The organism is uncultured Dokdonia sp. (assembly GCF_947492535.1).
Taxonomy (GTDB): domain Bacteria; phylum Bacteroidota; class Bacteroidia; order Flavobacteriales; family Flavobacteriaceae; genus Dokdonia.
The window spans coordinates 173,581-200,248 of the sequence record NZ_CANLNH010000001.1 but is presented as its reverse complement, the minus strand read 5'-3'; the positions used below and the strand labels follow the sequence as shown (position 1 = coordinate 200,248).

Annotated in this window: 26 protein-coding genes; 5 read left to right on the top strand and 21 right to left on the bottom strand. The window is 35.3% G+C overall.

What is annotated here, in order from left to right:
• Nucleotides 1-14: 14 nt before the first annotated feature.
• Together Q1A60_RS00855 and Q1A60_RS00850 are read right to left on the bottom strand one after the other, a co-directional pair.
• Nucleotides 15-1,124, bottom strand: coding sequence for a branched-chain amino acid aminotransferase (locus Q1A60_RS00855; protein ID WP_299763003.1), 1,110 nt, complete (start codon nucleotides 1,122-1,124; stop codon nucleotides 15-17).
• Nucleotides 1,125-1,191: 67 nt separating this feature from the next.
• Complete coding sequence (locus Q1A60_RS00850) at nucleotides 1,192-2,529, bottom strand: dihydrolipoamide acetyltransferase family protein (protein ID WP_299763001.1); 1,338 nt, start codon at nucleotides 2,527-2,529, stop codon at nucleotides 1,192-1,194.
• A 168-nt stretch (nucleotides 2,530-2,697) separates the two neighbouring features.
• On the opposite strand from Q1A60_RS00850, the gene Q1A60_RS00845 reads away from it, so the two are divergent.
• Nucleotides 2,698-3,168 carry an Lrp/AsnC family transcriptional regulator gene (locus tag Q1A60_RS00845; RefSeq protein ID WP_299762999.1) on the top strand — a complete coding sequence of 157 codons (471 nt, stop codon included), beginning with the start codon at nucleotides 2,698-2,700 and terminating at the stop codon, nucleotides 3,166-3,168.
• A gap of 322 nt (nucleotides 3,169-3,490) precedes the next feature.
• Here Q1A60_RS00845 and Q1A60_RS00840 read toward each other — a convergent pair whose 3' ends face one another.
• Nucleotides 3,491-4,087, bottom strand: coding sequence for a transferase hexapeptide repeat family protein (locus Q1A60_RS00840; RefSeq protein WP_299763772.1), 597 nt, complete (start codon nucleotides 4,085-4,087; stop codon nucleotides 3,491-3,493).
• Between the two features lie 287 nt (nucleotides 4,088-4,374).
• On the opposite strand from Q1A60_RS00840, the gene Q1A60_RS00835 reads away from it, so the two are divergent.
• On the top strand, nucleotides 4,375-4,665 hold the full coding sequence (locus Q1A60_RS00835) for a hypothetical protein (protein WP_299762997.1): 291 nt from the start codon (nucleotides 4,375-4,377) through the stop codon (nucleotides 4,663-4,665).
• A gap of 4 nt (nucleotides 4,666-4,669) precedes the next feature.
• On the opposite strand, the gene Q1A60_RS00830 is transcribed toward Q1A60_RS00835, so the two are convergent.
• Nucleotides 4,670-5,422: an enoyl-CoA hydratase/isomerase family protein gene (locus Q1A60_RS00830; RefSeq protein ID WP_299762995.1), complete on the bottom strand. Its 753-nt coding sequence runs from the start codon at nucleotides 5,420-5,422 to the stop codon at nucleotides 4,670-4,672.
• A gap of 701 nt (nucleotides 5,423-6,123) precedes the next feature.
• Between Q1A60_RS00830 and Q1A60_RS00825 the strand changes: the two genes are divergently transcribed.
• The 3 genes from Q1A60_RS00825 to Q1A60_RS00815 are packed head-to-tail and all read left to right on the top strand — an operon-like array spanning nucleotide 6,124 to nucleotide 10,333.
• Nucleotides 6,124-7,356, top strand: a complete 1,233-nt coding sequence (locus Q1A60_RS00825) for a tail fiber domain-containing protein (protein ID WP_299762993.1) — start codon at nucleotides 6,124-6,126, stop codon at nucleotides 7,354-7,356.
• A gap of 2 nt (nucleotides 7,357-7,358) precedes the next feature.
• Nucleotides 7,359-8,594 carry a tail fiber domain-containing protein gene (locus Q1A60_RS00820; RefSeq protein ID WP_299762991.1) on the top strand — a complete coding sequence of 412 codons (1,236 nt, stop codon included), beginning with the start codon at nucleotides 7,359-7,361 and terminating at the stop codon, nucleotides 8,592-8,594.
• Complete coding sequence (locus Q1A60_RS00815) at nucleotides 8,591-10,333, top strand: tail fiber domain-containing protein (protein WP_299762990.1); 1,743 nt, start codon at nucleotides 8,591-8,593, stop codon at nucleotides 10,331-10,333. The genes Q1A60_RS00820 and Q1A60_RS00815 overlap by 4 nt, the downstream gene beginning before the upstream one ends.
• 62 nt (nucleotides 10,334-10,395) lie before the next feature.
• Here Q1A60_RS00815 and paaZ read toward each other — a convergent pair whose 3' ends face one another.
• The 17 genes from paaZ to Q1A60_RS00730 all read right to left on the bottom strand — a co-directional run bounded on the left by paaZ (nucleotide 10,396) and on the right by Q1A60_RS00730 (nucleotide 26,498).
• Nucleotides 10,396-12,930: a phenylacetic acid degradation bifunctional protein PaaZ gene (gene paaZ, locus Q1A60_RS00810; RefSeq protein ID WP_299762987.1), complete on the bottom strand. Its 2,535-nt coding sequence runs from the start codon at nucleotides 12,928-12,930 to the stop codon at nucleotides 10,396-10,398.
• 93 nt (nucleotides 12,931-13,023) lie between these two features.
• Entirely contained in the window at nucleotides 13,024-13,626 is a 603-nt protein-coding gene (locus Q1A60_RS00805; RefSeq protein ID WP_299762985.1) for a short chain dehydrogenase, read from the bottom strand.
• Nucleotides 13,627-13,693: 67 nt separating this feature from the next.
• Nucleotides 13,694-14,908, bottom strand: coding sequence for a 3-oxoadipyl-CoA thiolase (gene pcaF / locus Q1A60_RS00800; protein WP_299762983.1), 1,215 nt, complete (start codon nucleotides 14,906-14,908; stop codon nucleotides 13,694-13,696).
• A gap of 2 nt (nucleotides 14,909-14,910) precedes the next feature.
• On the bottom strand, nucleotides 14,911-15,423 hold the full coding sequence (locus Q1A60_RS00795; RefSeq protein ID WP_299762981.1) for a hypothetical protein: 513 nt from the start codon (nucleotides 15,421-15,423) through the stop codon (nucleotides 14,911-14,913).
• A gap of 24 nt (nucleotides 15,424-15,447) precedes the next feature.
• Nucleotides 15,448-15,858 carry a hotdog fold thioesterase gene (locus Q1A60_RS00790; RefSeq protein WP_299762979.1) on the bottom strand — a complete coding sequence of 137 codons (411 nt, stop codon included), beginning with the start codon at nucleotides 15,856-15,858 and terminating at the stop codon, nucleotides 15,448-15,450.
• Nucleotides 15,859-15,888: 30 nt separating this feature from the next.
• Nucleotides 15,889-17,070: a PQQ-dependent sugar dehydrogenase gene (locus tag Q1A60_RS00785; protein WP_299762977.1), complete on the bottom strand. Its 1,182-nt coding sequence runs from the start codon at nucleotides 17,068-17,070 to the stop codon at nucleotides 15,889-15,891.
• A 61-nt stretch (nucleotides 17,071-17,131) separates the two neighbouring features.
• Nucleotides 17,132-18,355 carry a 3-hydroxyacyl-CoA dehydrogenase NAD-binding domain-containing protein gene (locus Q1A60_RS00780; protein WP_299762975.1) on the bottom strand — a complete coding sequence of 408 codons (1,224 nt, stop codon included), beginning with the start codon at nucleotides 18,353-18,355 and terminating at the stop codon, nucleotides 17,132-17,134.
• 9 nt (nucleotides 18,356-18,364) lie between these two features.
• A complete protein-coding gene (locus Q1A60_RS00775) occupies nucleotides 18,365-18,718 on the bottom strand; it encodes a four helix bundle protein (RefSeq protein WP_299762972.1) in 354 nt (117 codons plus the stop codon).
• 48 nt (nucleotides 18,719-18,766) lie between these two features.
• Entirely contained in the window at nucleotides 18,767-19,549 is a 783-nt protein-coding gene (locus Q1A60_RS00770; RefSeq protein WP_299762970.1) for an enoyl-CoA hydratase-related protein, read from the bottom strand.
• Between the two features lie 59 nt (nucleotides 19,550-19,608).
• A complete protein-coding gene (locus tag Q1A60_RS00765) occupies nucleotides 19,609-21,477 on the bottom strand; it encodes a right-handed parallel beta-helix repeat-containing protein (protein ID WP_299762968.1) in 1,869 nt (622 codons plus the stop codon).
• A gap of 7 nt (nucleotides 21,478-21,484) precedes the next feature.
• The gene (paaD, locus tag Q1A60_RS00760) at nucleotides 21,485-21,985 is read right to left on the bottom strand and encodes a 1,2-phenylacetyl-CoA epoxidase subunit PaaD (RefSeq protein WP_299762966.1); all 501 of its coding nucleotides are present in this window, start codon (nucleotides 21,983-21,985) and stop codon (nucleotides 21,485-21,487) included.
• 90 nt (nucleotides 21,986-22,075) lie between these two features.
• Nucleotides 22,076-22,831, bottom strand: coding sequence for a 1,2-phenylacetyl-CoA epoxidase subunit PaaC (gene paaC / locus Q1A60_RS00755; RefSeq protein WP_299762964.1), 756 nt, complete (start codon nucleotides 22,829-22,831; stop codon nucleotides 22,076-22,078).
• Nucleotides 22,832-22,880: 49 nt separating this feature from the next.
• The gene (locus Q1A60_RS00750; RefSeq protein ID WP_299762961.1) at nucleotides 22,881-23,225 is read right to left on the bottom strand and encodes a four helix bundle protein; all 345 of its coding nucleotides are present in this window, start codon (nucleotides 23,223-23,225) and stop codon (nucleotides 22,881-22,883) included.
• Nucleotides 23,226-23,270: 45 nt separating this feature from the next.
• Nucleotides 23,271-23,558, bottom strand: a complete 288-nt coding sequence (gene paaB / locus Q1A60_RS00745; protein ID WP_299762959.1) for a 1,2-phenylacetyl-CoA epoxidase subunit PaaB — start codon at nucleotides 23,556-23,558, stop codon at nucleotides 23,271-23,273.
• A gap of 111 nt (nucleotides 23,559-23,669) precedes the next feature.
• Entirely contained in the window at nucleotides 23,670-24,632 is a 963-nt protein-coding gene (gene paaA, locus Q1A60_RS00740) for a 1,2-phenylacetyl-CoA epoxidase subunit PaaA (RefSeq protein WP_299762957.1), read from the bottom strand.
• Nucleotides 24,633-24,784: 152 nt separating this feature from the next.
• Entirely contained in the window at nucleotides 24,785-25,858 is a 1,074-nt protein-coding gene (locus Q1A60_RS00735) for a 2Fe-2S iron-sulfur cluster-binding protein (RefSeq protein WP_299762955.1), read from the bottom strand.
• 64 nt (nucleotides 25,859-25,922) lie between these two features.
• Complete coding sequence (locus Q1A60_RS00730; protein WP_299762953.1) at nucleotides 25,923-26,498, bottom strand: TetR/AcrR family transcriptional regulator; 576 nt, start codon at nucleotides 26,496-26,498, stop codon at nucleotides 25,923-25,925.
• Between the last annotated feature and the right edge of the window lie 170 nt (nucleotides 26,499-26,668).

Here is a 26,668-nt window from a genome sequence, read left to right as displayed (position 1 = left end):
GAGTTAATGACTATTTATACTAATTCCTTTGATGTTACAGGCATCATCCATCCAAAGACATCTTCTTCTTTTCCTGTTTTAATTGCATTTAGCGTATCATTTATAGCTTTACCAACGGGATACGTATCTGACACTTTTATAGTATCATCTCCCCATCCTATTTCTTGAATATAGGCAATACCTACCGCAGTACCTGTGCCAAAAGCTTCTTCTAAACTTCCATTTTGAGAAGCTTCAGCAATTTCATGTATCGTTATAGGTCTTTCAGTAACCGTATATCCTTTATGTTTGAGAAGATCCATTACACTTTTTCTAGTAATACCATGCAATACTGATCCATCAAGATTAGGCGTTATAAATTCTCCATTAATTTTAAAGAAGATATTCATTGTTCCTACTTCTTGAATATATGTATGCTCATGTGCGTCTAACCATAGTACTTGATCAAATCCTTTTGCTTTTGCAATTTCTGTAGGTCGAATCGCTGCTGCATAATTTCCAGCCGCTTTTGCTTCTCCTGTTCCTCCTGAAGCTGCGCGTATATACTTCTTTTCTGCCCATAATTTAACAGGCTTACTAAAAAACGGACCTGCTGGCGAAGCGATGATAATAAACTTAAAACTTGTTGCCGCTCGCATTCCTATAAACGGTTCGTCAGCATACATAAATGGTCTTAGATAAAGAGCACTTCCATCTGCTGGTGGAATCCAGCCTTGTTCTACATTGACAAGTGCTTTTAAGCCTTCAACAAATAGTTCTTCTGGAAATTCAGGCATGCCCATACGCCGTGCACTTGCATTAAGACGCGATGCATTTTCTGCTGGGCGGAATAAAAGAGGTTCTCGCTTTACCGTTTCGCTCTTCCTTTGGTCGTGAGTCTCACTGGTTCGATTTCGCGAAAGCGTACTTTTCATTCCTTCAAAAATAGCTTGCCCATAATGTAACGCCATCGCAGCTGGATGTGTAGGAATAAGCTCTAAAGGTGTTACTCTTGGATTTTGCCACTTTCCATCTGCATAATCACAAATAAACATATGGTCTGTAAAAGTGCGTCCTAGCGGGATATTATCAAAATCGATACTATCTATTCTTGACGCTGAAGTCTTAGTGATTGTTATATTCATAATAGGTATGCTTTATCCCTCTCTGTCCTATGGACATTTCCCCAAAGGGAGAGAAGATTGAGATTATTTATATTTTTCTTGTTACGTCAAATTGTTCTAAATTATCTGCTATTCGTCTTAAGAAACTTCCTCCCAAGTAACCATCTACAATACGATGATCAAAACTTAAAGAGAGATACATCATGTGTCTAATTTCGATAGTATCACCTTCTGGACGTTCCATTACTTCTGCCCGTTTTTTAATAATTCCCGTGGCAAGAATCGCAGCTTCTGGTTGATTAATGATAGGAGTTCCCATGACACTTCCAAAAGTTCCAACATTACTTATCGTAAATGTGCTTCCTTTAATATCATCTCCGCTTAATTTATTTTCTCTGGCAAGCGCTGCTAGTCTATTTACTTCGGAGGCTATCTCTACTAAATTCTTTTTATCTGCATCTTTGACTACAGGCACTATTAAATTTCCTGATGGCAAGGCTGTAGCCATTCCTATATTGATATGTTCTTTTACGATAATATTAGCTCCATCTACAGATACATTGATCATAGGGAAATCATTCACTGCGCTTGCCACCGCTTCGACAAATAGTGGTGTAAACGTTAGTTTTTGACTATGTTTTTCTTGAAAAGCAACTTTATTAGCATTACGCCAAGCAACAAGTTCTGTAAGATCTGCTTCTACATAGGCGGTTACATGCGGACTCGTATGTTTACTATACACCATATGATCTGCAATCATTTGGCGCATACGATCCATCTCTACTATTTTTCCAGTTCCTTTGTCAAGATTTAATTGTGGAATTCTATAGGCAGTAGGATCTGCTTGGGCAACAGGTTGTGCAAATTGAAAAGGGCGTCCTTCTTCTAGATATTGCATGAGATCACTCTTACGAAGACGGCCTTCTTTTCCTGTTCCTGGCACACGTGCTAACTCCTCATAAGAGACATGATGTTGTTGTGCTATGCTTTTTATAAGCGGACTTATAAACATCGTTCCATCAGGAATTGTAAAAGCAGCATTTTGAGACATTGTAGTTGTAGGTTTTGCAACTACTTTCTTAGTTACTTTTTTAGTTACTTTTTTAGTTACTTTTTTAGTAGTATTTTCTGTCTTCTTTGTTGCAGTAGTTTCTTCTGTAGCGTTTTTCTTAGCCACAGTTCCTTCCACAACCTCATAATTTGCAATAGCAACACCTACAGCAACCACGCTTTTAGGCTCAAAAAGATGTTTTCTCATCACTCCTGAAGACGGAGCAGGCACTTCATTATCAACCTTATCTGTAGCAACTTCTAGTAAAATATCTCCCTCATCAAAAGTTTCTCCTTCTGCTACTAACCAGTTTAATATGGTTCCTTCGGTAATACTTTCCCCCATTTTGGGCATTAAAAGCTGATCTTCTGTCATTTACAATTTTATTTACAACTAACACAAAATACTAATAAACTCCTTAAAAAAAGCCTAATACCCTGCTATATAAATTAAAAATAGAATATTATTCTTTTATATTATTTTAAAAAGATTTTTATTCTATTTTTACCATTCTTTATTCATTAAAATAGCAAACTATTATTTATGAAACTAGATGCTACAGATCAAAAATTACTAGATCTTTTACAGAAGGATTCTAACCAGACTGTAAAATCATTATCTCAAAAATTAGGGAAGTCTACAACTCCCATTTTTGAAAGGATTAAAAAACTTGAAAAAGAAGGATTAATTACAGGGTATTCTGCTCGATTAAACACAAAAAAAATTGGCCTTAAACAGACCGTTTTTATAGCAATTTCATTACAAGGTCATACGCGAAGTTATCTTGAAAAATTCGTAAAAGAAATCAACGATTTTCCAGAAGTAGTAGAATGTCATCGTGTAAGTGGAGGTTTTGATTATTTACTTAAACTTGTAGTTGAAGATATTGAAGCGTACGAAACATTTATTATTACAAAACTTACCTTACTTCCTTATTTAGGGAATGTACAAAGCCATATTGTACTATCTACAAGTAAAGAAACTAATGAGGTAGATTTATCATTTTTGGCATAAAAAAAGTGATAATAACTGGGAAGTTATTATCACTTATTAAATAGCTACTCTCATGATTAATACTTTAGTGTTTTTTCATTAATAAAGTATCTCATCTATGAATCGCATAACTAGCTCCGTCTGCTAAATCCTGTAAATAACTGGATAGTTCTTTTACCTTTTCTCGAAAAATTTTCAATAATCTTTTCATAATTTCTGTCTTTAAGAGTTCATAATTCCTTTATACTCTTTAGACGCTATTTTTTGAAAAGGTTGAGCGAATTAACACATAATTACCAATAAATTAACGAGACATCTCACAAGTGTTAATATTACACTTAGATCATCTCCCTTTAAACTCTTGGAGTGTTTTGTAAAAATCTTCTTGTATAGGTCGATTTTCGGGAATTTCACTTAGTGGCTCCACTTCTCTTAATGACTCATGACAGTCTGAAGGGAGTTGTTGATATAATTTTGTGCCAGCGGTTTTCCAAGCGATCATTTCATCGCTTACTTCTTTAATAATTTTTGCAGGATTGCCTACTACTAAACTCCGAGATGGAATCACAGTTTCTGCCTTTACAAATGCCATCGCACCCACAATACATTCATCTCCTATCACTGCGTCATCCATAATGACACTATTCATTCCTATAAGGCAGTTACGTCCTAAATTTGCCCCATGAATTACAGCGCCGTGACCTATGTGTGCGCTTTCGCGAAAGCGTATAGATTTCCCTGGAAACATATGTACTGTACAATTCTCTTGAACATTCACACCATCTTCTAGTATAATCTCGCCCCAATCACCACGTATCGCAGCACCTGGACCTATATAGCAATCTTTCCCTATAATAACATTACCCGTTACTGCAGCTAAAGGGTGAACAAAACTAGAAGGATGTATTACGGGGATATGGCCTTTAAAACTATATATCATAATTCTTAAAATTACTTGAGTTATTTCTAAACGTTCCAAAATACAAGTGCTAATCAAAAAAAATTAACACTATTGTTAATAAAAATGTTAAAACACCATAAAGAAAAACATAATTCTGTAAGTATTTACGTTAACATTACAACTAAGTTCTAAATAAATAACATATTATAATTTGACAAAACACATTTTATATAAATAGGTGCAAAAATATTTTTTAACCAAAATCAATGTATCCTATTATTTATTAGAAATAAAACACACTCACCCAACTTAAAACTTAAACATTCATGGATACTTTAGAAAAAATCTATCCCACCAAAAAAGAATTTCTATACACCTTGAAATTTCCTGATGAAGATGTCATCAAAAATCAACAAGAAAAAGAATTACGTTTACACGCTATAAATAGAGCTATGCGTCTAGGTAATGTTGTGAAAAACAAGGTTCGCATCTATTTCAAAGATTCCTTAAACAGAGTCATTTTTGTATACACAACTGTATGGGGTGTTACAAAAAACGATGTCATTTTAAAGAAAGGTGTTACCCTACCTATTAAAAGGATTATTCAAGTAGATTAACCATCTACTTGAATCTCTTTAATGTTTCTTTTGTAAAATCACTTAATACCAAACGTCCAGAGATAGCAGCTCTTTCGGCTAGAAGTGTATCCCAATCTTCGGTTCCTTTCCAGAAGATCGCTTTCATTTCTCGCATGGCTTCAGGATTATAAGTACATAGATTTTCTGCAAACGCCTGCACAGCTTCATCTAATGCTTCTGTGCTTTCATATACCTGTGCATATAATCCTTTTTGTCTCGCCCATTCAGCATCATAAAATGTATTTGCATCAATCGCTATTTGTGACATTCCAGTAAGTCCTAATTTTCGCTCAACTGCAGGGCCAACTACAAAAGGACCTATTCCTACGTTGAGCTCGCTTAGTTTAATACTCGCAAATTTACTTGCCATACAATAGTCTGTCGCACTCGCTACACCTACACCGCCGCCAACAGTTTTTCCTTGTACACGTCCTATGATAAATTTAGGACAGGTACGCATCGCATTAATTACATTGGCAAATCCAGAAAAGAATACACGTCCTGTTTCTGCATCATTAATATTGATAAGTTCCTTAAAACTTGCTCCTGCACAAAATGTACGATCTCCGCCACTTTTAAGAATGATTACTTTTACTTCATCATTTGTTCCAGCTTCTGTTATTGTATGTGCTAGTTTTGCTAAGATATCTCCTGGCAAACTATTATGCGCAGGGTGAAAAAACGTGATCGTTGAGATTCCGTTTTGTATGTCTTCTTTTACGTATGGATCACTCATATTCTTGATTCATGATTTAGGAATTATATTTCTTGATTCCTGAATCGGTTAGTATAATAAATTATTCAAATTTCAGAAAAATAAATCACTAAAAAACTATCTCTATTTTATATTTTAAATAAGCTTCTCAAATGTAAGTATACAGGGATGTTAAAGTGAAAATATTTTAAAAAATTCTGACGCAAGCTCCAAATGGAATTAAACATTATAAGATTAAACTCAAATTACATACTAGAAATTTGTCATGAGTAATAAAGATTCCATAAAATAAAGTGTTTCATTTTGTAGAAATTTCAATACGCAACAAATTCTTTAATACATAATTCGGATTAAACCAATGTGTTTTATTTCCGTTTTAAAGTTGACTTTTCCATTTAAAGCATTTTCAATAGCTACAAGGTACTTTTTAATCGTTTATTTATATCTAAAAACAAAAATATACTCTTAAAGTTAATTGTTACTTTATATACATCTAGGTCAAAATACAGAAGGAAAATTAATATTATATAACAAATACAATCTACCTCTAGACTATTTTTTTAGAAAAAATTGAAATAAACTGTACAAAAAATTTAAAAAACTTCTTTCAAAGAGCTTTTCACCCTTTTTCCAATATACTTGAACGATATTCTTTGACAAAAATCAAATTATTATTTAATTAAAAAACATTTAAATTATATTTAAAAATCAATTAAAAGTTTATGAAGATTATTATATTCATTTTAGTTATCCTTATCGTTCCTTATGAATTTTATGGACAAGTAGGCATAAACACTTATGAACCTGATCCTAGTGCTGCTCTAGATATTCTAAGTACTGAAAAGGGAATTATAGTTCCTAAAATAACTCAAGCACAGAGAAATTCAATTACAAATCCTGCTGCAGGGTTACTTATTTTTCAAACGGATGGAACTAGTGGATTTTATTATTATGACGCTACTTCTTGGGTTAATTTTGGTGGACAAGGTTGGACTCTTGGTGGACAAGCGGGATCAAATAGTACTATCAATTTTATTGGAACTACAGATAATCAAGGTTTTTCTATCGGAACAAATAATACTGAAATCCTTCGTGCCTCACCAGCTGGGAATTTAGGAATTGGAGAACTCAATCCTACAGCAAAATTACATCTTTCAGGAAATGCTCCTTTTTTAAGATATCAAGACGGAAATGAATCTAACAATGCATTTCTTGCTTCTGACACCTTTGGAAATACTAGTTGGACTCAATTTATAAGCCCTTCCGGTAACGATGATGATTGGCGTTTTGAATCTGGAAGTACTACTGCAGATCCCATTTATCATCAAAATGGAGGTGTAGTTATAGGAAGAACCGGCACAACCATAAGAAATTTAGATATTGATAATGGTAATCTTGAAGGCACCACTTTTGGAATAGGAGATATTGAGTTCATAAGAGACGGAAATAATGAAACACAATTTAGTCATTCTCCAGTACCTAGACTTCAACTACCAGGAAACACCCCTATAGACTTAGGGCAATCCAATCTATTATGGAATACAATTTATGCTATAAATGGCACCATACAAACTTCAGACCAGACCTTAAAAAAAAATATTAAAAAACTCAATTATGGCACTAAAGAATTAATGAATTTAAATCCTATTAGTTTCTTATGGAAAGAAGAAAAACGAAATAATTTAATTATTCCAAAATCAGAAAGAGAACTAAAATTAGGATTCATAGCTCAAGAAGTAAAAGAGTTAATTCCAGAAGTCGTATCCAGCACTTCTAGAGTACTTAAGGATGGGATTGAAAACGGTGAGTATGAAGTGGTAGAAAGCAATTATCTTGGAATAAATTATGATGAACTCATTCCTTTACTCATAAAAGTAAAACAAGAACAACATCAGCGAATACTAATTTTATTGGAAGAGAATCGCAAACTCATAGAAAAACTAAAAAACAACTAAAGATGAAATTAAATCACATGATCACCATTGTTTTATTTTCAATAAGTTTCCACTTATCTGTTTTAGCACAAGTTGGCATAGGAACCACAACACCAGATGCTAGCGCTATGCTAGAAATTAAAAGTACTAATAGTGGTCTACTAATCCCTAGACTTTCGCTTTCGGAAAGAAATAACATTACTAACCCTGCAACAGGATTACTTATTTTCCAAATTGGGGCAGAAAATACATTTTATTTTTACGATGGTGCAACATGGGTTCCTTTAATTAATGCTAACTTCTGGAAAACCGTTGGAAACGCAAATACAGATGTGACCTCAAATTTACTAGGAACTTCTGATAATGAAGACTTTATCGTCAAAGCAAATAATATAGAAGTTTTCAGAATAACGGCATCAGGATCTATAGCAATAGGAGCTCAAACAGCTCAAAATCTAGTGCATCTAGAAAGCACTACGTCACCTGCCCTTAGACTAAATGATGGTAATCAAACTGAAGGAAGTGTACTAACTTCAGATATGCAAGGTAATGCTACGTGGATTGATCCAGAAGATTTTGCAAACATTTCAGATGGAGATTGGTCTTATGTAAATCAAAATCAAAATACAGATCCACTTGCCAGGACAGGAAGAGTACTTATAGGTCGAAATCCAATTGTAACTGGAAGAAATGCTAGAGCTTTATTGGATGTTCAATTAGACACTGAAATTTCAGGTTCTTCCATAGGACTTGGATCTACAGAATTCTATACTGATTTAGGAAGTGAATTTACTTTTTCAAATGATCTAGTTCCTATTGTAGATAATTCTATTCCAATAGGAAATGCTACCAATAGATGGAATGAAGTATTTGCCACAAATGGAACTATTAACACTTCTGACTTAAGAGATAAGAAAGAAATCCAAGAAATCAAATATGGAATCAAAGAGTTACTCAAACTTAAACCTGTAAGTTACCAATGGAATTCAAAAGCTAAAACAAGAAATTTAACTTCTTTAGACAACAGCAAAAAAATAGGATTTCTTGCCCAGGAATTACAGAAAATATTACCTGAGGTTGTCCAAGAATACTATTGGATAAGAGACAAAAATGGCACTTACAAAAAAAACAAAAAAGAATTTGCTATAAGTTATTCTGAAATTTTACCTGTTATTGTCAAAGCAATTCAGGAACATCAGGAAATAATAGAACAACTTAAAGAGCAAGAAGTAGTGATACGTAAATTGTTAGAAGAATGAAACAGGTTTTAATCATAATAGTTTTTATTTTTTATGCTATTCCAAGTTTAGCACAGGTGGGTATTGGCACTAACACTCCCGACCCAAGTAGCATTCTCCATATACAGTCAGAGGACAAAGGATTGCTCATTTCCAGAATGACAATTACTGAACGTGATGCAATTCAAAATCCAGCTACAGGTTTATTGATATATCAAACAAATAGTAATCCAGGGTTTTATTATTTTAATAGTATAAATTGGATTCCATTTAATGACTCTGGATGGTTACTTACTGGGAATGATGGAACGAGCCCTGGCGACAACTTTGCTGGTACAATTGACAATCAAGATCTTGCGATAGGTACTCAAAATAGCGAACTTATGAGAATTTTAGGTAATGGGAATGTCGGAATAGGCACTACAAACCCTTTAACACCATTACATATTGTAAACCAAAACACTCCTACTGTTATATATTCACAAGATTTTGAAACCATTCCTACAGGAACTATAAATCAAGATCCTTCTATAGATCCTTATTGGATAAATTTAAACAATGGATCGAATTGCGGTAACAATGATGATTGGCAAGTACAACTTAATGATTCAGATGCAGTGTGTACTAATTGTAACGGGAATAGAGCTATTTTAAATAGCTTCTCGTCTTTTTGCAATCAAAACGCAACATTAGTTTTGGGTTCTTTCTCTAGCCAAGGAAATTCAGTTCAAATAGATTTTGATTATAGTCTTGATCCCGCTACAGTTAGCTTTTTTCCTCCTAATTTCAGAGTTTTCTTATTTAATGAAACCACACAAACAGAAGAAACAACATTATTTACATTAGAATCAGAAGCAATTGATTTAAGTTTTAGTGATAGTTTTATTACAATACCTGAAAATCTTTATTCTTTAAGATTTACTTACATAGGACAACGTCTTGATGGTATCACACTTGATAATATTTTGATACAAGATAATGGGTTTTCTCCATTACGAATTGTAGATGGGAATGAAGACATAGGTAAAATTCTTGTATCTGATGCAAATGGAAATGCTTCTTGGCAAGATATTGATTCTGTAAATTTTCAAGATGATTGGGAATTTCAAAACCCACAAAACTTCACTAATCTAGATCCTATTTTCCACCAAGGTCCTGTGAAAATTGGAGACTTTGATATAGCTCAGCATACATTACATGTCCAACAAGGTAATAACATCTCTGGAACAAATACGTATTGGGGATCTGTTGAAGAAGTTAATGATAATAATGGATTTTTAGAGTTCAACAATTTAGTATCTCCTATCAATTCTAATAGTATAAATATAGGTTCTCCTACTAATAGATGGACAGCTCTTTTTTCTGACAATGGAGTCATCAACACATCAGACAAAAGATTAAAAGAAAATATTCAGCCACTATCATACGGATTAAAAGAAGTACTTAAATTACGCCCTATCTCGTTTAGATGGAAAATAGAACTTATGGATGATTTCATTATACCTGAAGACCAACAAGAAACCAAACTTGGATTTATAGCTCAAGAAATACTTGAAATTCTACCTGAAATTGTACAAACCCATCATTGGAGAGAATATGAAGAAAATCTAGGGCAACTTCAAAAAGAAGAAATGATTAGATATGGCCTAAGTTATAGTGAGCTCATCCCTGTACTAGCTAATGCTATTCAAGAGCAACAAGAACAAATAGAATTACTAGAGGAACAACAAAAGAAATTAAAAAAAATATCTAAAAAATAATATAATTTGTAAATAAAGACCTGTCTTTATTTACAAATTATATTATTTTTTCTCTTCTATCGTTACAACAAACCAAATTGTTCAAAATGATGGTTCAAGTGTTTGCGTTCTTGTAAATACCATTCATATTTAGTTAAATATCCAAAAACAGGACTCTTTGCTTTAGCTTTAGGGTTTTTCTTGTAGAAGTCATTATATACTTCCTTTGCTTCCCAAAACTTCTTTATAGCAGTCTCAAAATCCGGATGACGCAAGTCTTCAACCATTCCTTTTTTCATCAGAGGCATCTCATAGTCATGTGGCATTTTTTTATAATTCCATAAAGTAGCAGCCACTTTATCTATGTATTTTTCTGGAGTTGCAATGTCAAAATCTTGCCATTGATTTCCAGCGACACGATAACTAAATTCTAAATGCTCTACCATATGCTGTGCAGTCATCATTCCCCAGCTTGGCGTACTATCTTTAGTTAATTTTGAGAGACACGTTTTTATTGTTTCGTCTTTCATCTCAACAAAGGTGCTTTGTTTTTTCTCAACCATGGTCAGGATGGTTGCTACAGCAACTAATGCAGTTGCCTCTTCATCTGTTTTTCCATTTTCGTAATCTACAGGTTCTGCATCAAAAACTTCTACATACCACTTTACAATCCCGCTTGGATGTTCTCTTCCTGCTACATCGCGTTCACGTTTTTCTTTACAAGTCAATCGTACATAGATCGTATCATTGTGATATAACGGTCTTAAAAAGCGAATATCTTCCAATCCGTAATTTGCAGAAACGGGTCCTTTGTTAGGATACACAAACAATCCTGCTGCTGCCGAAATAATAAAGTATCCATGAGCGGTACGCTTTTGAAAAATACTTCCATCCAAACTCGTGATATCTGTATGGGCGTAAAAATGATCCCATGTAAGGTTTGCAAAATTCTGAATATCGGTATCGGTTAAGGTACGCTTATGGGTTTGTAAACTCATTCCAGGCTTGATATCCTCGTAATGATAAGCAAATGGATGCTTTTCAGCTTCAGTATAGGCACCATTAGGTTGATATATTCCCGTAATTTCAGTTAGACTTGTAGGGCTTCCTTGAACCGCACATCGTTGCATATAGTGTTTGATTCCTCGTAATCCTCCCATTTCTTCTCCTCCTCCTGCACGTCCAGGACCTCCATGAACTAACAATGGCAGTGGCGAACCGTGCCCTGTACTTTGTGGAGCACTTTCGCTATTGAGTGTTAATATACGTCCATGATGAGATGCAGCTTCTACGGTATACGCTTTCGCGAAAGCGTTATCTGCCGTCACCACAGAACTTACCAATGAACCTTTCCCCATTTGAGCAAGTTCTATTGCCTCTTCTACACCATTATACGGCATGAGTGTACTCACAGGACCAAAGGCTTCTACTTCATGTACTTGTGTGTTTTTAAATGGTTGATCTTCACGCATCAAGATAGGACGCATAAAAGCACCTTTCTCTCCATCGGCACCTATCGCTTCTACAGGATCAAAAGAACCATATACAATATCGGCCGTTTTTGAGATTTTTTCAACTTGTGTTTTTATGGTATCTCGTTGATCTGTATTAATTAATGACCCCATACGTACCTCTTTAAGCTTAGGATCACCTATAACCGTTCTATCCAGTTGCTTCCCTAAGGCTATTTGTACGTCTTCCATTAAGTTTTCTGGAACAATAATTCGGCGAATAGCCGTACATTTTTGACCGCACTTCACCGTCATTTCTTTACGCACTTCTTTGATGAAAATACCAAATTCCGGAGTGCCCGGAACAGCATCAGGTCCTAAAACAGCAGCGTTTAAACTATCTGCTTCCATAGTAAATGGCACACTTTCTTCCAATAATCTAGGATGTGCCTTCAACAAACGTCCTGTATGTGCACTTCCTGTGAACGTAACAACATCTTGACTCGCTACCGTATCTAGGATTGAGGTCGTAAGTCCTGACAACAATTGTAATGCTCCCGGAGGAAGTATGCCGCTATTGATAATTTCTCGAACAACAGCTTCTGTTAAAAATGCAGTTTGTGGTGCAGGAAGTACTACCGCAGGCATTCCTGCCATCCAGTTGACAGCGCATTTCTCTAACATCCCCCAAACAGGAAAGTTAAACGCATTGATATGTACAGCTACTCCTTTTTTTGGCACCAAAATATGATGCGCCATAAATCGGCCACCTCTTGACAAGTCAATAGGATCTCCTTCTACGGCATAGGACTGATCTGGAAATAGTTTACGCAAACTTGCATTGGCAAATAAATTACCAAAGCCTCCTTCTATATCAATCCAACTATCTACACGTGTAGCTCCTGTTTTATAACTGATTTCGTAAAATTGCTCTTTACGTTTATTGAGATACAAAGCTAATTTTTTGATCATATTCCCACGCTGCTGAAAGGTCATAGTACGCAACGCTTTTCCATGATCACGACCGTATTGCAGAGCACTTGCGACATCAAGACCTTCAGTACTTGTTAGACCTATTACTTCTCCAGTAATAGCGTCATACATATTACGAGTATTGGTATTATCTCCTTTTACCCAATTGCCATTTATATAAGATTCTAAAATCATAAAAACTATCGTTTTTGAAATTGAAACTGAAATCGAAACTGAAATCGAAATCGAAAAATTCTTTGTTTGTTAGTATGCTTTCGCGAAAGCGTATTAACCACGTATTCTAATAATCTGTCCGTTAATTTTACCAAGTACACTCTTTACATAGCCGTCCACGACTTTATGCATAGGTACTGGTGTATTGCCTGGAAAATAATCTTTATATTTTTCGTAGGCATCTTCTACAAGGTCTGCCGAAACTACATTGACACGAATACCTCTTTCTAACTCCAATGCGACTGCTTTTGTAAAGCTTTGAATCGCTCCATTGACCATTGCAGCACTTGTGGTCATATCTACCGGTTCATCGGCTAGGATCCCTGTGGTTAATGTGATTGACCCTCCATCATTTAAAAAGGCTCTTCCAAGACGAACTAAATTGACTTGCCCCATCATCTTACTTTTGACACCTATATAAAAGTCGTCTTCAGATAAGTTATCAAATTTGTCCCATTTTGCATCTCCGGCTATATTTACAATGGCATCTACGTTACCTACAGTTTCAAACATTTTCTGAATAGATGCTGATGAAGCAATATCTACAGTTACATCTCCTGAAGATCTACCTGCAATAAGTACTTCATGATTTTCAGCAAAACGCTGTATTACTGTTTTCCCTATAGTTCCATTTCCTCCTATGATTAGTATTTTCATATAAGTATATTTTAAATACGCTTTCGTACTTCGGCTGGCTCAGCATAAACTTCACCTTCGTGAAAGCTTATAAAGTTACATTTTCAATAATTGCTGCATATCCTTGTCCTACGCCTACACACATCGTGATTAAGGCATATTTTTTCTTCTGTTCTTGAAGTTCTAAAGCTGCCGAATAGGCAATACGTGCTCCTGTGACCCCAAGTGGGTGCCCAATCGCAATAGATCCTCCATTTGGATTGATACGAGGATCGTCATCTGCCAGTCCCCACTCTCTAATACAAGCTAATGCTTGTGATGCAAAGGCTTCGTTAAGCTCAATCACATCGATATCTTCCATAGTAAGTCCTGCTTTTTGCAAAGCTTTGTTTGAAGCTTGTACAGGTCCTATACCCATGATACGTGGCTCTACACCTACTACTGCTGAGCTCACTATTCTTGCTAATGGTTTTAATCCGTATTTTTTCACTGCATCTTCACTTGCAATAATTGTAGCTGCTGCGCCATCATTTAATCCTGAGCTATTCCCTGCAGTCACACTTCCTCCTTCTTTCTTAAAAGCGGGACGTAATTTTGCCAGTATTTCTTTAGATGTCGTAGGTTTTATAAACTCATCATCTTTAAAGACAATAGGATCTTTTTTACGTTGTGGAATTTCTACAGCGATTATTTCCTTTGCGAGTCTTCCTGACGTCTGTGCTTTTGCTGCTTTCATTTGACTATGATACGCAAAGGCATCTTGATCTTCACGAGAAATATTATACTTTTCAACTAAGTTTTCTGCAGTACTTCCCATGCCGTCTGTGCCATATAATTCATGCATTTTAGGATTTACAAAGCGCCATCCAAATGTAGAATCATACATTTTACTATCTCCTCCAAATGCCGTAGATGGTTTTGCCATTACGTATGGACCACGGGTCATGTTCTCTACTCCACCAGAAATAAATAAGTCTCCATCTCCCGATTTGATTGCGCGATTTGCTTGTATGATTGCAGAAAGTCCGCTACTACATAATCTATTTACCGTTTCTCCAGGTACTGTAAATGGAAGCCCTGCCAGCAACAGTGACATACGCGCTACATTACGATTATCTTCTCCTGCTTGATTAGCACACCCCATAATCACATCGTCATAGGCCTCTTTAGGAATCGCTGGATTTCGCTTTACGACTTCACGTATTACATGTGCTCCTAAATCATCAGTACGTACTGCCTTTAATGTCCCTTTATAATTTCCTATTGGAGTTCTTACCCCATCTATAATATATGCTTCTTTCATCGTTATTCTTTAATTTTTGCAGATGCAACCGCTGTATTAACAGACGTTATATATGTTTTTTCTTTACTTTCTTCATAGAAACTTGTAATGATAATACTACTCTCCGCTGTATTTTTCATACAAAAAATCATAGATATATAAGGAACACCTTCCCTATCAATTCTTTGTCTTAAAAACAACATATTTTTCCCTCCAATTTCTTTCACGCCTCTTTCTAAAATTGTCACACCAGCTTTAGATTCTTGTTTGGCAAGATCGCCTTCCATCTTCTCGAAAGAAGCAGGCACAACCATAGATACAATTCCTGCCTTTTCATCCTCAGTAAAATGAGATGTTCCTTGAGATACTGGGTATAAATTTTCATCTATATCCATAACTATCTCTGCTCCAAATATTGTTTGTATCGCATTTTTAAGCTTCCCTGAATCTTCTGCAGATAAATCCTTTGTATTCCCTTGAGCAAAGAGCCCTAGTGAAATAAACATCATTGCAATAAGTAATATTTGTTTTTTCATTTTATGTTTTTTAATTCTTTAGTATTATGTCCAATCTTTAGTTGCTCTGTAAACAACACCTTTAAATAAAGCTACAAGTTCGTCTCCCCGTTTCACCTCAACGATATTAAACCCTATTTTCATTTTCTGTTTATCTACTGTGGCTTCTGCTGTAATGTAATCTCCTTCTATTAATGCTTCGATATGATTGATGCTTGTTTCTATAGAAACCGCATACTTTCCATGTGTATTTGCTGTAAAACCAAAAGCCGTATCTGCCAGCGAATACGTGATTCCTCCATGTGCAAAGCTCATACTATTAAGCATTTCTTTACGTATTGTCATTCCTACTTTCACACGTCCCACTTTTGATTCTAAAATCTCAATTCCTAGCCAAGTACTATAGGCGTCTTGGCTTAACATTTTATGCGGTATATCTTCTCCTTTTATTGGCATTTGACATTTATTTGTTTCACAAAGAACATATTAATTACTAATTCTAATGATTTTACCATTTGATTTACTCACATCATTTCGTTCCATTAATGCAATGATATCTCCACTTGGTAATTGCTTAAGAGTTCTAATTCTTCCATCAATAGCTAATGCTACGGTCTCGTCTGTATCACGATTATACTTCATCAATCTCCTATAAGCTAGTGATCCCATTAGAAAATGGCTATTCCAATCTGCAATCGTACTTCCTTCTACTCTTAATAAACAAGAAGGTGCAATCGCTTGACCTCCATCGTCTGTTGGCACGGTCCAATAATGCTCAGGCAATATGGTTGTTTTTGATGCCTCCTCTTCTGTTAGTGTCGAAATATTTTCGCCATTGTAATGAATTCCATAGGTAAAGATAGGCCAACCATAATTACCTCCTTTTTTAATGATATTAAACTCGTCACCTCCCTTTGGTCCGTGTTCTACACCAAATAATGTCTTGCTCTTTTTATCATATACCAATCCTTGAGAATCTCTATGTCCATAACTCCAAATAGTCGTAGGCTGAGTCAATCCATCAAAAATTGGATTATCACTAGGAATAGCTCCACTTTCTTTAAGTCTATGTATTTTTCCTGAATCATCCTGAAGATCTTGCGCTGTCAATATTGGATTTTTACTCGTCGTAAAAACAGAGCCCCCCACATTTAAGAAAAAATGCTCATCATCTTCCCACACGATTCTCATACCATTTCCATAATAGTTTTGACCTCTAGTTTTGAAAATCGTTTCAAACTGAGTCGTATTATTATTTTCTATTTTAAACCTAGAGACTTTTGCAAAACCATCTATATCTAAATATGATATATATAGCCATGGAGTTTCATTAAATTTTGGATGTATACTCACATCCATTAGTCCGCCATGCATTACTGCAGGAATTCCTTTATCACCAAATGTTTTTACACTAGGCATTCCTTTTATTTCAATTTGATGTCCTTCTTTAAAATGAAAGAGTTTCCCTATTCTATCTGTAATAAAATATTCGGTATCATTTACTATTGCTATTCCGTATGGAATCACAAAGCCTTCTGCAATGGTTTTTACAGAAAAAGAATCATTACTAATAGGGTATGGTGAAGCAGGAACCTTTACAATCGTACTTTCGCAACCAATCAGGCTGATGAACAAAAACGATACAATTAAAGCCTTAATGAATTTCACTCTTCTTATTTATTTTGATTCTTTTTAACTCTTAATAGTTCTATTGTACTTTGTATAATTACTATTCAAAAAACACTCGACCTTCCCTACTCATCTTTCTCAACAAGGGCGAACATCGATAACGATCTTCTCTATATTCATCATATAACCCATCCAGTTGTGACACACACCAATCAATTCTTTTTTCATTTGCCCATTTGAGTAATCCTTTAGGATAATTTACCCCTTTGGTCATGGCATTATCTATATCCTCTGCACTTGCTATATTCCAAAACAAGGCATCTGCAGCTTCATTGACAAGCATGACAAGAACACGATCAAAGATTTGAGTTCCTATCACTTTATCTGTATTTGGGTTTGCTTTCGCGAAAGCGTTATTAGCATTTTCATCGGTATAATGATAATAACCTCGTCCCGACTTACGTCCTAAATACCCCGCCTGACTATGTCTTTGTTGTGTAAAAGATGGCTTGTATCTAGGATCTTGATAAAAGGCATTAAAAACCGTTTCTGTTACTGTATAATTAACATCATTCCCTATAAAATCCATCAATTCAAACGGTCCCATTCTAAATCCTCCTATGGATTTCATCGCCCAGTCAATGGTTGCAAAATCTGCAATTCCCTCCTCATAGATACGCAATGCCTCCCCATAAAAAGGGCGCGCTACACGGTTTACAATAAACCCTGGCGTATCTTTTGCTACGGCCACCACTTTCTTCCAACGTGTAATTTCTGCTACACAGGTATCTAATACCGTTTGAGAAGTTTGTACCGCTGGAATCACCTCGACCAACTTCATTAACGGTGCTGGATTAAAGAAATGAATTCCTATACAACGTTCTGGATTTTCTAATGATGCTGCAATAGAAGCAATAGAAAGACTTGATGTATTTGAGGCTATAATAGCTGTATCAGACACATACGATTCTAGTTCTTGGAATACCTTCTTTTTAATATCAAGATTTTCAATAATCGCTTCAATAGTTAAGTCTGCATCTGCTAATTCTTTTAAAGAATTTACATATTGAATATTCCCTTGAATTCTACTTTTCTCATCTGAATCTATCCTTCCCTTCTCAATTAAACGATTCAGGATTTTTTCAAGTTTTACTTCTGCCTTATCCAAAGCTGGTTGTTGCACATCAAAAAGTTTTACAGCACATCCTGCTGTTGCTGCTACTTGTGCAATTCCAGAACCCATGGTTCCTGCTCCGATTATACCTACAGTTTTGATTGAAAATTTTTGATTTTTGATTTTTGATTTTTGATTTTGCTCACTCATATGGAGAAACTATTTGGCTGACGCCGTTTTAATACTTGAAACAAAGATGGAAATTAGTTGATTATTCTTGTCTAGAAGTCTATCCAACTCGATAACATCTCTTATAAGGCTGGCTCCTTTTTGAATTTTCATATTCACATACGATTCTCGTAATTCTTTTAAAGAGATTTTCATTTTATGTAGAAAGTCTTTTGTACTCTCTCCACTTCTTGCTTCACCATAATTTAAAGCCACTGAAGTAGAAGAACGAATTAATTGTTTCGTCAAATGCTCAGATGCAAAAGATTTATCCATTGTTTTACATAGTAAAATTATATCTACAGCAAATTTAATAAGTCGTTCTTCTAATTGATTAGGCTTCATATTTTTTAATTCAAAAATCAGCAATCTATAATCTCCAATCGTTAATCACTATTGTCCTTTAAAATTTGGTTTTCTTTTTTCAACAAAAGCGGCTACTCCTTCTGCATAATCTTCACTACTTGCTGCTTCTATTTGTAATTTTGATTCTAACGCAAGTTGTTGTTCTAATGTATTACTCATCGAATTGTTGAGTAGTTGCTTCGTCATACCTAATGCTTTTGTTGGCATTTGCGCAAGTGTACTAGCAACCTTCTCTATTTCTATCTGAAAATCGTCTAATGGTGTTACTTTATAAATCATCCCCATCTTCTCAGCGTCTGTAGCAGATACTTTATCGCCCAACATCATTAATGCGCTCGCTTTTCCAAAGCCTATCAATCTAGGCAAAAAGAATGTGCCAGCACTATCTGGCACTAAACCTATCTTACTAAATGCTTGTATAAAACTTACTTTTTCATGCGCAATCACAATATCACAAGCCAATGCAATGTTTGCTCCTGCTCCTGCTGCTACACCATTTACTGCTGCTATGATTGGTTTGTTAATCGCACGTATTCTTGTGATAATAGGATTGTAATGTTCTTCTAATATTTTCTTGAATCCTGGGTTTAAATCAGGAGTTGTCACTTCTTTTAAATCTTGACCAGCACAAAACGCTTTTCCGCTTCCAGTAATTACAATAACTCTTACAGAGGCATCATTTGCACAAGCATCTAATTCATTTTGAAAAACTAATGCCATCTCACGGTTAAAACTATTAAAAACCTCTGGGCGATTTAGCGTAAGTGTTGCTACTCCGTTATGTATTTCTTTTTGTATTGATTGACTCATAATAACGCCTGCTTAAGCAGGTATTGTTTTTAATTAAATGCTTCTATTTTTTATGAAACTTATTTCTTTATAAGTTGTATACTTTTTTGTTTTTGATATGTATTATCAATTATTTTCAAAACATAAGTCCCTGTAGGGTAGTCATTCATTATTACCTGAGTATTATTCTCTAAAAGAGAAAATTCTTTTAGCTTACTTCCTAAAATCGAATATAAAATTATTTGATAATTCCCTTCGGGTAATTCAAGTGTTAACGTATCACTTACAGGATTAGGGTATGCTATTAAAGAACGTATATCAAAAACATCAACACTTAATGTCGCATCTATCAAATCTAATGACAAGGACATTTCAGAACCTATTACATAACAATCATTTGGAGAAATTTCAACCTCTAATGTTTCTATAGTCTCTTCTTCTTGATCAAGGATAATGTCAATAGTTTCTTCTACCTGATCCTCTCCTTCTTCAAATACAACAAAACCAGGTTGTCTATCATAATCTTCACCAAATGTTGTTGTTCCTTCTAAAGAAAGGTTTACTGCTACTGGCACTAATAGATCGCTCTCCCTTTGGAGATCAAATCGAAAAGAGGAATCAACACCTTCTGTATACTGCAATTGCGAAGCAGTAATAGTTACTTCTGTCTCTGGAAAACTATTAAAAGAGTCAAATGTAACTGCTGTATTTTCAGGATCGATTCCTGTTTCAAAAGAGACTGTATTCGGATTAATCACATAAAAATTTCCAGTAACATCTCCTAAACCTGGAGACGTAGGCATATTTTCAACTAAATTTAAAAATGGAATATCCTCATCATAAATAATTGTACAATTTGTAAATGTAGCCCCTCCAAACCTCGCTACTGGATTTTCATAATCTGTTACTTCAAAGAAAATGGGATTATTTAAATCTATAGGATCATTTGAAACATCTTTAAAAACACAATTTTCAAAATTTGCCTGATAACTATCTATTGTTTTTGATATATATACAGCTGTCCACTCACTACTATCAACATAACAGTTAGAAAAAGTAACAAAGCCATCTACACCATTTCCTCCATTGTCATCTATATTTAATTCTGCAAATGAAAATGTATTAGAAGGATCATGATTTCCTGACATGTATGTATCTTCTACTACTATAGAAATATCTTGAGACGAGTCGTCCATAAATTCCATAGCTACCTGAATTGCATTTCCATTATTATTAAGAATTCTACACCCTTTAATAAGCACATCTTCTATACGTTGATCTGGTTCAAAAGGCTCTATATCAATCCCGTCTTCTGGTAATGTTCCGCTAGTATCTGAAAACTCACAATACAAAATCTCAACATCTTTAGCCGATATGATTGCTAATCCTTGCCTGTAATTATTAGTAGAAACACAATTTTTAATTCTAATATTTTCTGAATAATTCTGAGGGCTATCTGCTGCAAAGCTTTTACTTATACTAATACCATCTCCTCCAGAGTCTCGTATAGTCAACCCTTCTATCAAGATACTTATAGCCGAGTTCAAATCGATACCATGTCTAAACTCACTATCTGCAAGATCTATATATTCTTGCTTATTCATTATTAATGTAGCTCCATATCCTAAAATGGTGATATTACTTCTATCTCGTATACGTATCAAGGAATCAAATTCTCCAAATACATTAGGGAGTGCTCGTATTACCACCCCTTTTTCCAAAATAATCGTCACATCATCACGATTTATATCAAGAGGGCCTGTACGCCAATCCATTCCTACATTATCTATAACAATCGTATCTGCAGTCGTATTTGTAAATGCTATTTCTAAAAAAGAAGTACTATCATTAGCATCAAATCCAATATCTGTAGAAACAACCACTCTTGAAGCACTTACCGAAAAACAAGTAAGGACAATAAAAAGTAGTGTTACAGATATATTTTTCATATGTATCCTATTTCAAGCATTTAAAGTAATCAAAAGGTTCTTGACATACATCACATTTAAACAGTGCTTTACATGCTGTAGAGCCAAACTGACTGACCAAGTGTGTTTCTGTCGACCCACAATTGGTACATTTTACAATTTTCTTGTTCCCTAATAATGCTTCTTTATCTGCTTCAGGAGATAATGGGGCTGCAATTCCGTATTCCTCTAGTGCTTTTCTTCCTCGATCAGTGATCCAGTCTGTTGTCCATGCGGGACTTAAAACCAATGTAATTTTTGCTTTTTTATTCGCTTTCGCGAAAGCGGATACAATATCATCCCCAATGACATCCATAGCTGGACATCCCGAATAGGTAGGGGTTATTTTTACCTGAACAATTCCATCTCTTTCGACAGCTTCTCTTACAACTCCCATATCCATAATAGAAAGCACAGGTATCTCTGGATCTGAAACAGACTCCAAAATGGAAGTAAGATGTGGTTCTATATGTTGGGTTTCTAAAGTCATTTTGATTGGAGATTAGCGATTTTTGATTTTTGATTTTTGAACTTTTTAATTCTACAATCTTATATCAGAAATCCACAATCGTTCATCATTCTACCATTCCATATTAGGATAGGTACGTTGCATATATTGCATATCAGAAAGGATATATCCCATATGTTCTGAATGAATTCCTTGCTTTCCTCCTTTATGGAAGTATTTACCTTCAGGAACTTCTAAAGTCGCTTCTTCTAAAACATCTGAAACCATTTTGTAATAGACCTCTTTCAGTTTTGACGTATCTACGCCAATTCCTTCTGAAATCATTGCTTGGTCTGCTTCTGTTTGATGAAATAATTCATCGGTATACATCCATAAATCGGTTACTGCTTCTTGTACACGCTCATGACTTTCTTGCGTTCCATCGCCCAATCTTCTAATCCAATCGGAAGAGAAGCGCCAGTGATAGCTGACTTCTTTTACAGATTTTTTAGCTATTGCAGCGAGTGTTTCATCCGTACTTTTTTCTAATTCTTTTAGGAATAATAAATGATAGGCATCAAAAAGAAATTGACGTACGATCACATATCCAAAATCTGTATTAGGCTGTTCTACTAAGAGTACATTTTTATAGTGACGCTCCAATCGCAAGAAAGCAATTGTATCTTCTGTAGCTGCATCATCGCCACTTACTTGAGCAGCATATTGAAAATAACTACGTACCTGACCAAATAAATCCAATGAGATATTTGTTCCTGCAATATCAGTCTCTAGGCTTGGTCCGTGACCACATAATTCTCCTAGACGCTGTCCAAGGATAAGACTGTTGTCTGCGATACCTAGGATGTAATTGTATAAATTATTGTTCATTTTTTGAAATCGAAAACGAAATCGAAAACGAAATCGAATCCATTATTAATCATTCATATTTTTTTAGAAGCGTAACCAAAATCCTAATAAGCTCATCATTTTCTTTCCTTATACTCTCTATATTTTCAGACTTCAAAATTTCACTTTTTAACTGAATATTTAAATTCCTAAGAGACTCACGAAGTTCCTTTAAGGCTATTCTGAGTTTATTTGCTTTGTCCCTATTTGATCTTGCTCCCTCAAACTCTCCAAAATTGAGAGCCGAAGAACAAGCCGACCGAATCAATTGTTTAGCTAAATAATCTGCTGCAAAAGATACTGGTTGCTTATCAAAAAGAACTATTACTGAAGCTGCAAAATCTTCAAATCGATTATCCAAATTATATTTGCTCATTTGTTTTTCAATTTAGATTTCGATTTCAGCTTCGATTTCTTCCTGCTACATATGCTTCACCTCATCAGGTAAATCATAAAATGTAGGGTGACGGTATACTTTATCAGCTGCAGGTTCAAATAACTCTCCGTTATTCTCTGGATTACTCGCAGTGATATTACTACTTTCTACGACCCAAATACTCACACCTTCACTACGACGTGTATATACATCTCTCGCATTTTCTAATGCCATTTCTGCATCGGCAGCATGAAGGCTTCCAAAATGTCTATGTTCTAATCCGTTTTTACTTCGTACGAATACTTCCCAAAGGGGCCAATTGTTTTGTGACATAATTCATGCCCGCATAGGCGGGTATCTTTTAAATTTTGAAGAGGTTTTATGTTAACAAACCCTCTCTGCCCTTTGGGCATCTCTCCCAGAGGGAAAGAATATCATTATTATCTAGATAGCTCTTTTAATATCGTTTTTACGCTTCTCCTTCTTCTCAGCATATGCCATGGCAGCATCTCGCACCCATGTTCCTTCTTCCCAAGCGCCAACTCTATCTTTCATACGTTTTTTATTAGAAGGACCATATCCTTTTACAACTTGCCAGAATTCATCCCAATCTATTTCTCCAAAATCATAATGACCAGTTTCTTCATTCCATTTTAAATCTGGATCCGGAATAGTGAGTCCTAATAAATCTGCTTGTGGTACGGTTTGATCTATAAACTGCTGACGTAACTCATCATTGGTTTTACGCTTTAGTTTCCACTTCATAGATTGTGCGGTATGCACAGATTCTGCATCGGTTGGTCCTAACATCATTAACGAAGGCCACCACCATCTATTTAAGGCATCTTGTGCCATATCTTTTTGCTCAGGAGTTCCATTAGCTAGTTTGAGCATAATTTCAAATCCTTGACGCTGGTGAAAACTCTCTTCTTTACACACTCTAATCATCGCACGTGCATACGGTCCATAAGATGTGCTACATAACGGCACTTGATTGATAATCGCAGCGCCATCTACAAGCCATCCTATTGCTCCCATATCTGCCCATGTTACTGTAGGGTAATTAAATATTGAAGAATATTTTGCTTTTCCTGAGTGTAATTGTTCGTACAATTCATTACGGGAGATCCCTAATGTTTCACACGCTGAGTATAAATAAAGACCGTGACCCGCTTCATCTTGTACTTTTGCTAATAATGCCACTTTACGTCGCAATGAAGGCGCTCTAGATATCCAGTTTCCTTCAGGTAACATGCCTACAATTTCAGAATGCGCATGTTGACTAATCTGACGGATGTGTGTCTTACGATACTTCTCTGGCATCCAATCTTTAGGCTCTATTTTTTCATCACGTGCGATACGTGCTTCAAAAATTTCTTCTAAGTTTTTTACTTCTTTTTCACTCATAATTTATGCCCGCGTAGGCGGGTATCTTTTAAAGGTTAAAAATGGTTTGCTACTTCGACTGCGCTCAGCACAGGTTTCGCGAAAACCCTCTCTGCCCTTTGGGCATCTCTCCCAGAGGGAGAGAATAGTATGTTATTCAAATAACGTCAGTACTAGACGTCAAAATTCACTTTTACATTCTCTGACGTCGGAACCGCTTGGCAACTCAACACTAAGTTTTGAGCTACCTCATTTTCTTCTAAAGCATAGTTCACTTTCATCTCAACCGATCCTTCTTCTACTTTACATTTACACGTACTACAGACACCGCCTTTACAAGCAAACGGTAAATCTGCTCCTGCTCCTAAGGCTGCATCCAGAATATTATCATATTCATCTGTCATTGTAAAATGGAAGTCTTTTCCTCCATCTACAATCGTAACTTCAACGCCTTCTATTTGTTGCTCTGCAAGTCTTGCAGTTCGTTGTTTATCTTCTTCAGAAAGTCCTGTTACAAATAATTCATAGTGGACTTTATCTTTTTCTAACCCTGCAGCTATTAATTCATCACGAATCAGAAATATCATTTCTTCAGGTCCGCAAATAAAAACCTCGTCTGTTGATTGAACAGGAATTAGTGTTTTAGTGAGTGTTTGTAATTTTTCGCTGGTAAAGCGTCCATTAAACAACTCTATATCGCGTTGCTCTTTGGTTAAGAAATAGAAAATCTCTAATCTCCCAAAATACTGATTACGCAACTGCTCTATCGCTTCCTTAAAGATAATGGATTTTACAGTTCTATTTAAATAGAATAACTTGAATTTAGCATTTGGTTCCAATGCTAAATGTGTTTTAATCATAGATAAAATAGGAGTAATTCCGCTTCCTGCTGCAAAAACCACATAGTTCTTAGCTTCATTTTTTGACACTGGAACCCCAAATTTGCCGCTAGGTTCCATAACCTCGATCATATCTCCCGCTTGTAATTGTTCATTTACATAGGTAGAAAACAAACCTCCTGGAATTTGCTTTACTGCAACTTTCCATTCTTTATCTACTGGACTGGAACATAAACTATATGATCTACGCGTGTCTTGTCCATCTAGTATTGCTTTAAGAGTAAGATGTTGTCCTTGTTGAAAATCAAAAGCATCGTGAAGTGTTTCTGGAATATCAAAAGTCACTACAGAGCAATCTGAAGTTTCTTTATAAATATCCTTCACTTTTATTGTATGAAATTGTGCCATTATGATATTTAGATACTACAAAACTAACAATTGTTAGTTACATTTCCAAATCACCTACAAAAGCTTATTTTTCAACACCTTGCAATAAGGTGACACTTAATTCTTTTATAAGCACGTCTTTTTGGAGTTCTCCTTTCTTAGGAATCCAGAGATAGAGATTGCGTAAGGTAGTGAGTATAGAATATAACAAAATCTCTGTATTTACATCCTTTAACTCCCCTGATTCTTTTCCTTCTAATACGATACTTCTAAACTTATTTTCGTAACGCGTCCGTAAGTCTAAGTAATGATCTAATTTTCCTTCCAAATGCATCCAATCATTATTAAGTGCCGCCATTCCGTAGGGATTGTCTGTGGTGAGTATGATATGTTGGGCGATTACTTCTTTTAATTTTGTAATAGTATCCGTATCTCGATCTACAATAGCATCAATTCCTTCGGTAAATTGTTCAGCGATATCGAGAATGATTTCAGAAAGAATTTGTTGTTTTGAGGTAATATGATTGTATAGACTAGCTGCCTTAATACCAACTGCCGCTGCAAGATCTCGCATCGTCACAGCGCTATACCCTTTTTCTTTAAAAAGTTTAGCAGCGGTTCTGTATATTTCTTGCTTTCGCGAAAGCGTATTCAATTTCATCACACGCAATATACACTTTATGAAAGAATCTTGAAACTTCTCTCATAACCACAAGAAAACATACGCCAATTGACGTATATTATTATAATGAGTACGCTTTCACGCAAGTGAAGTTTATATTGAATTTGTCCAAGTACGAAAGCAGATACAAAGGAGAGAACCTGCTATAG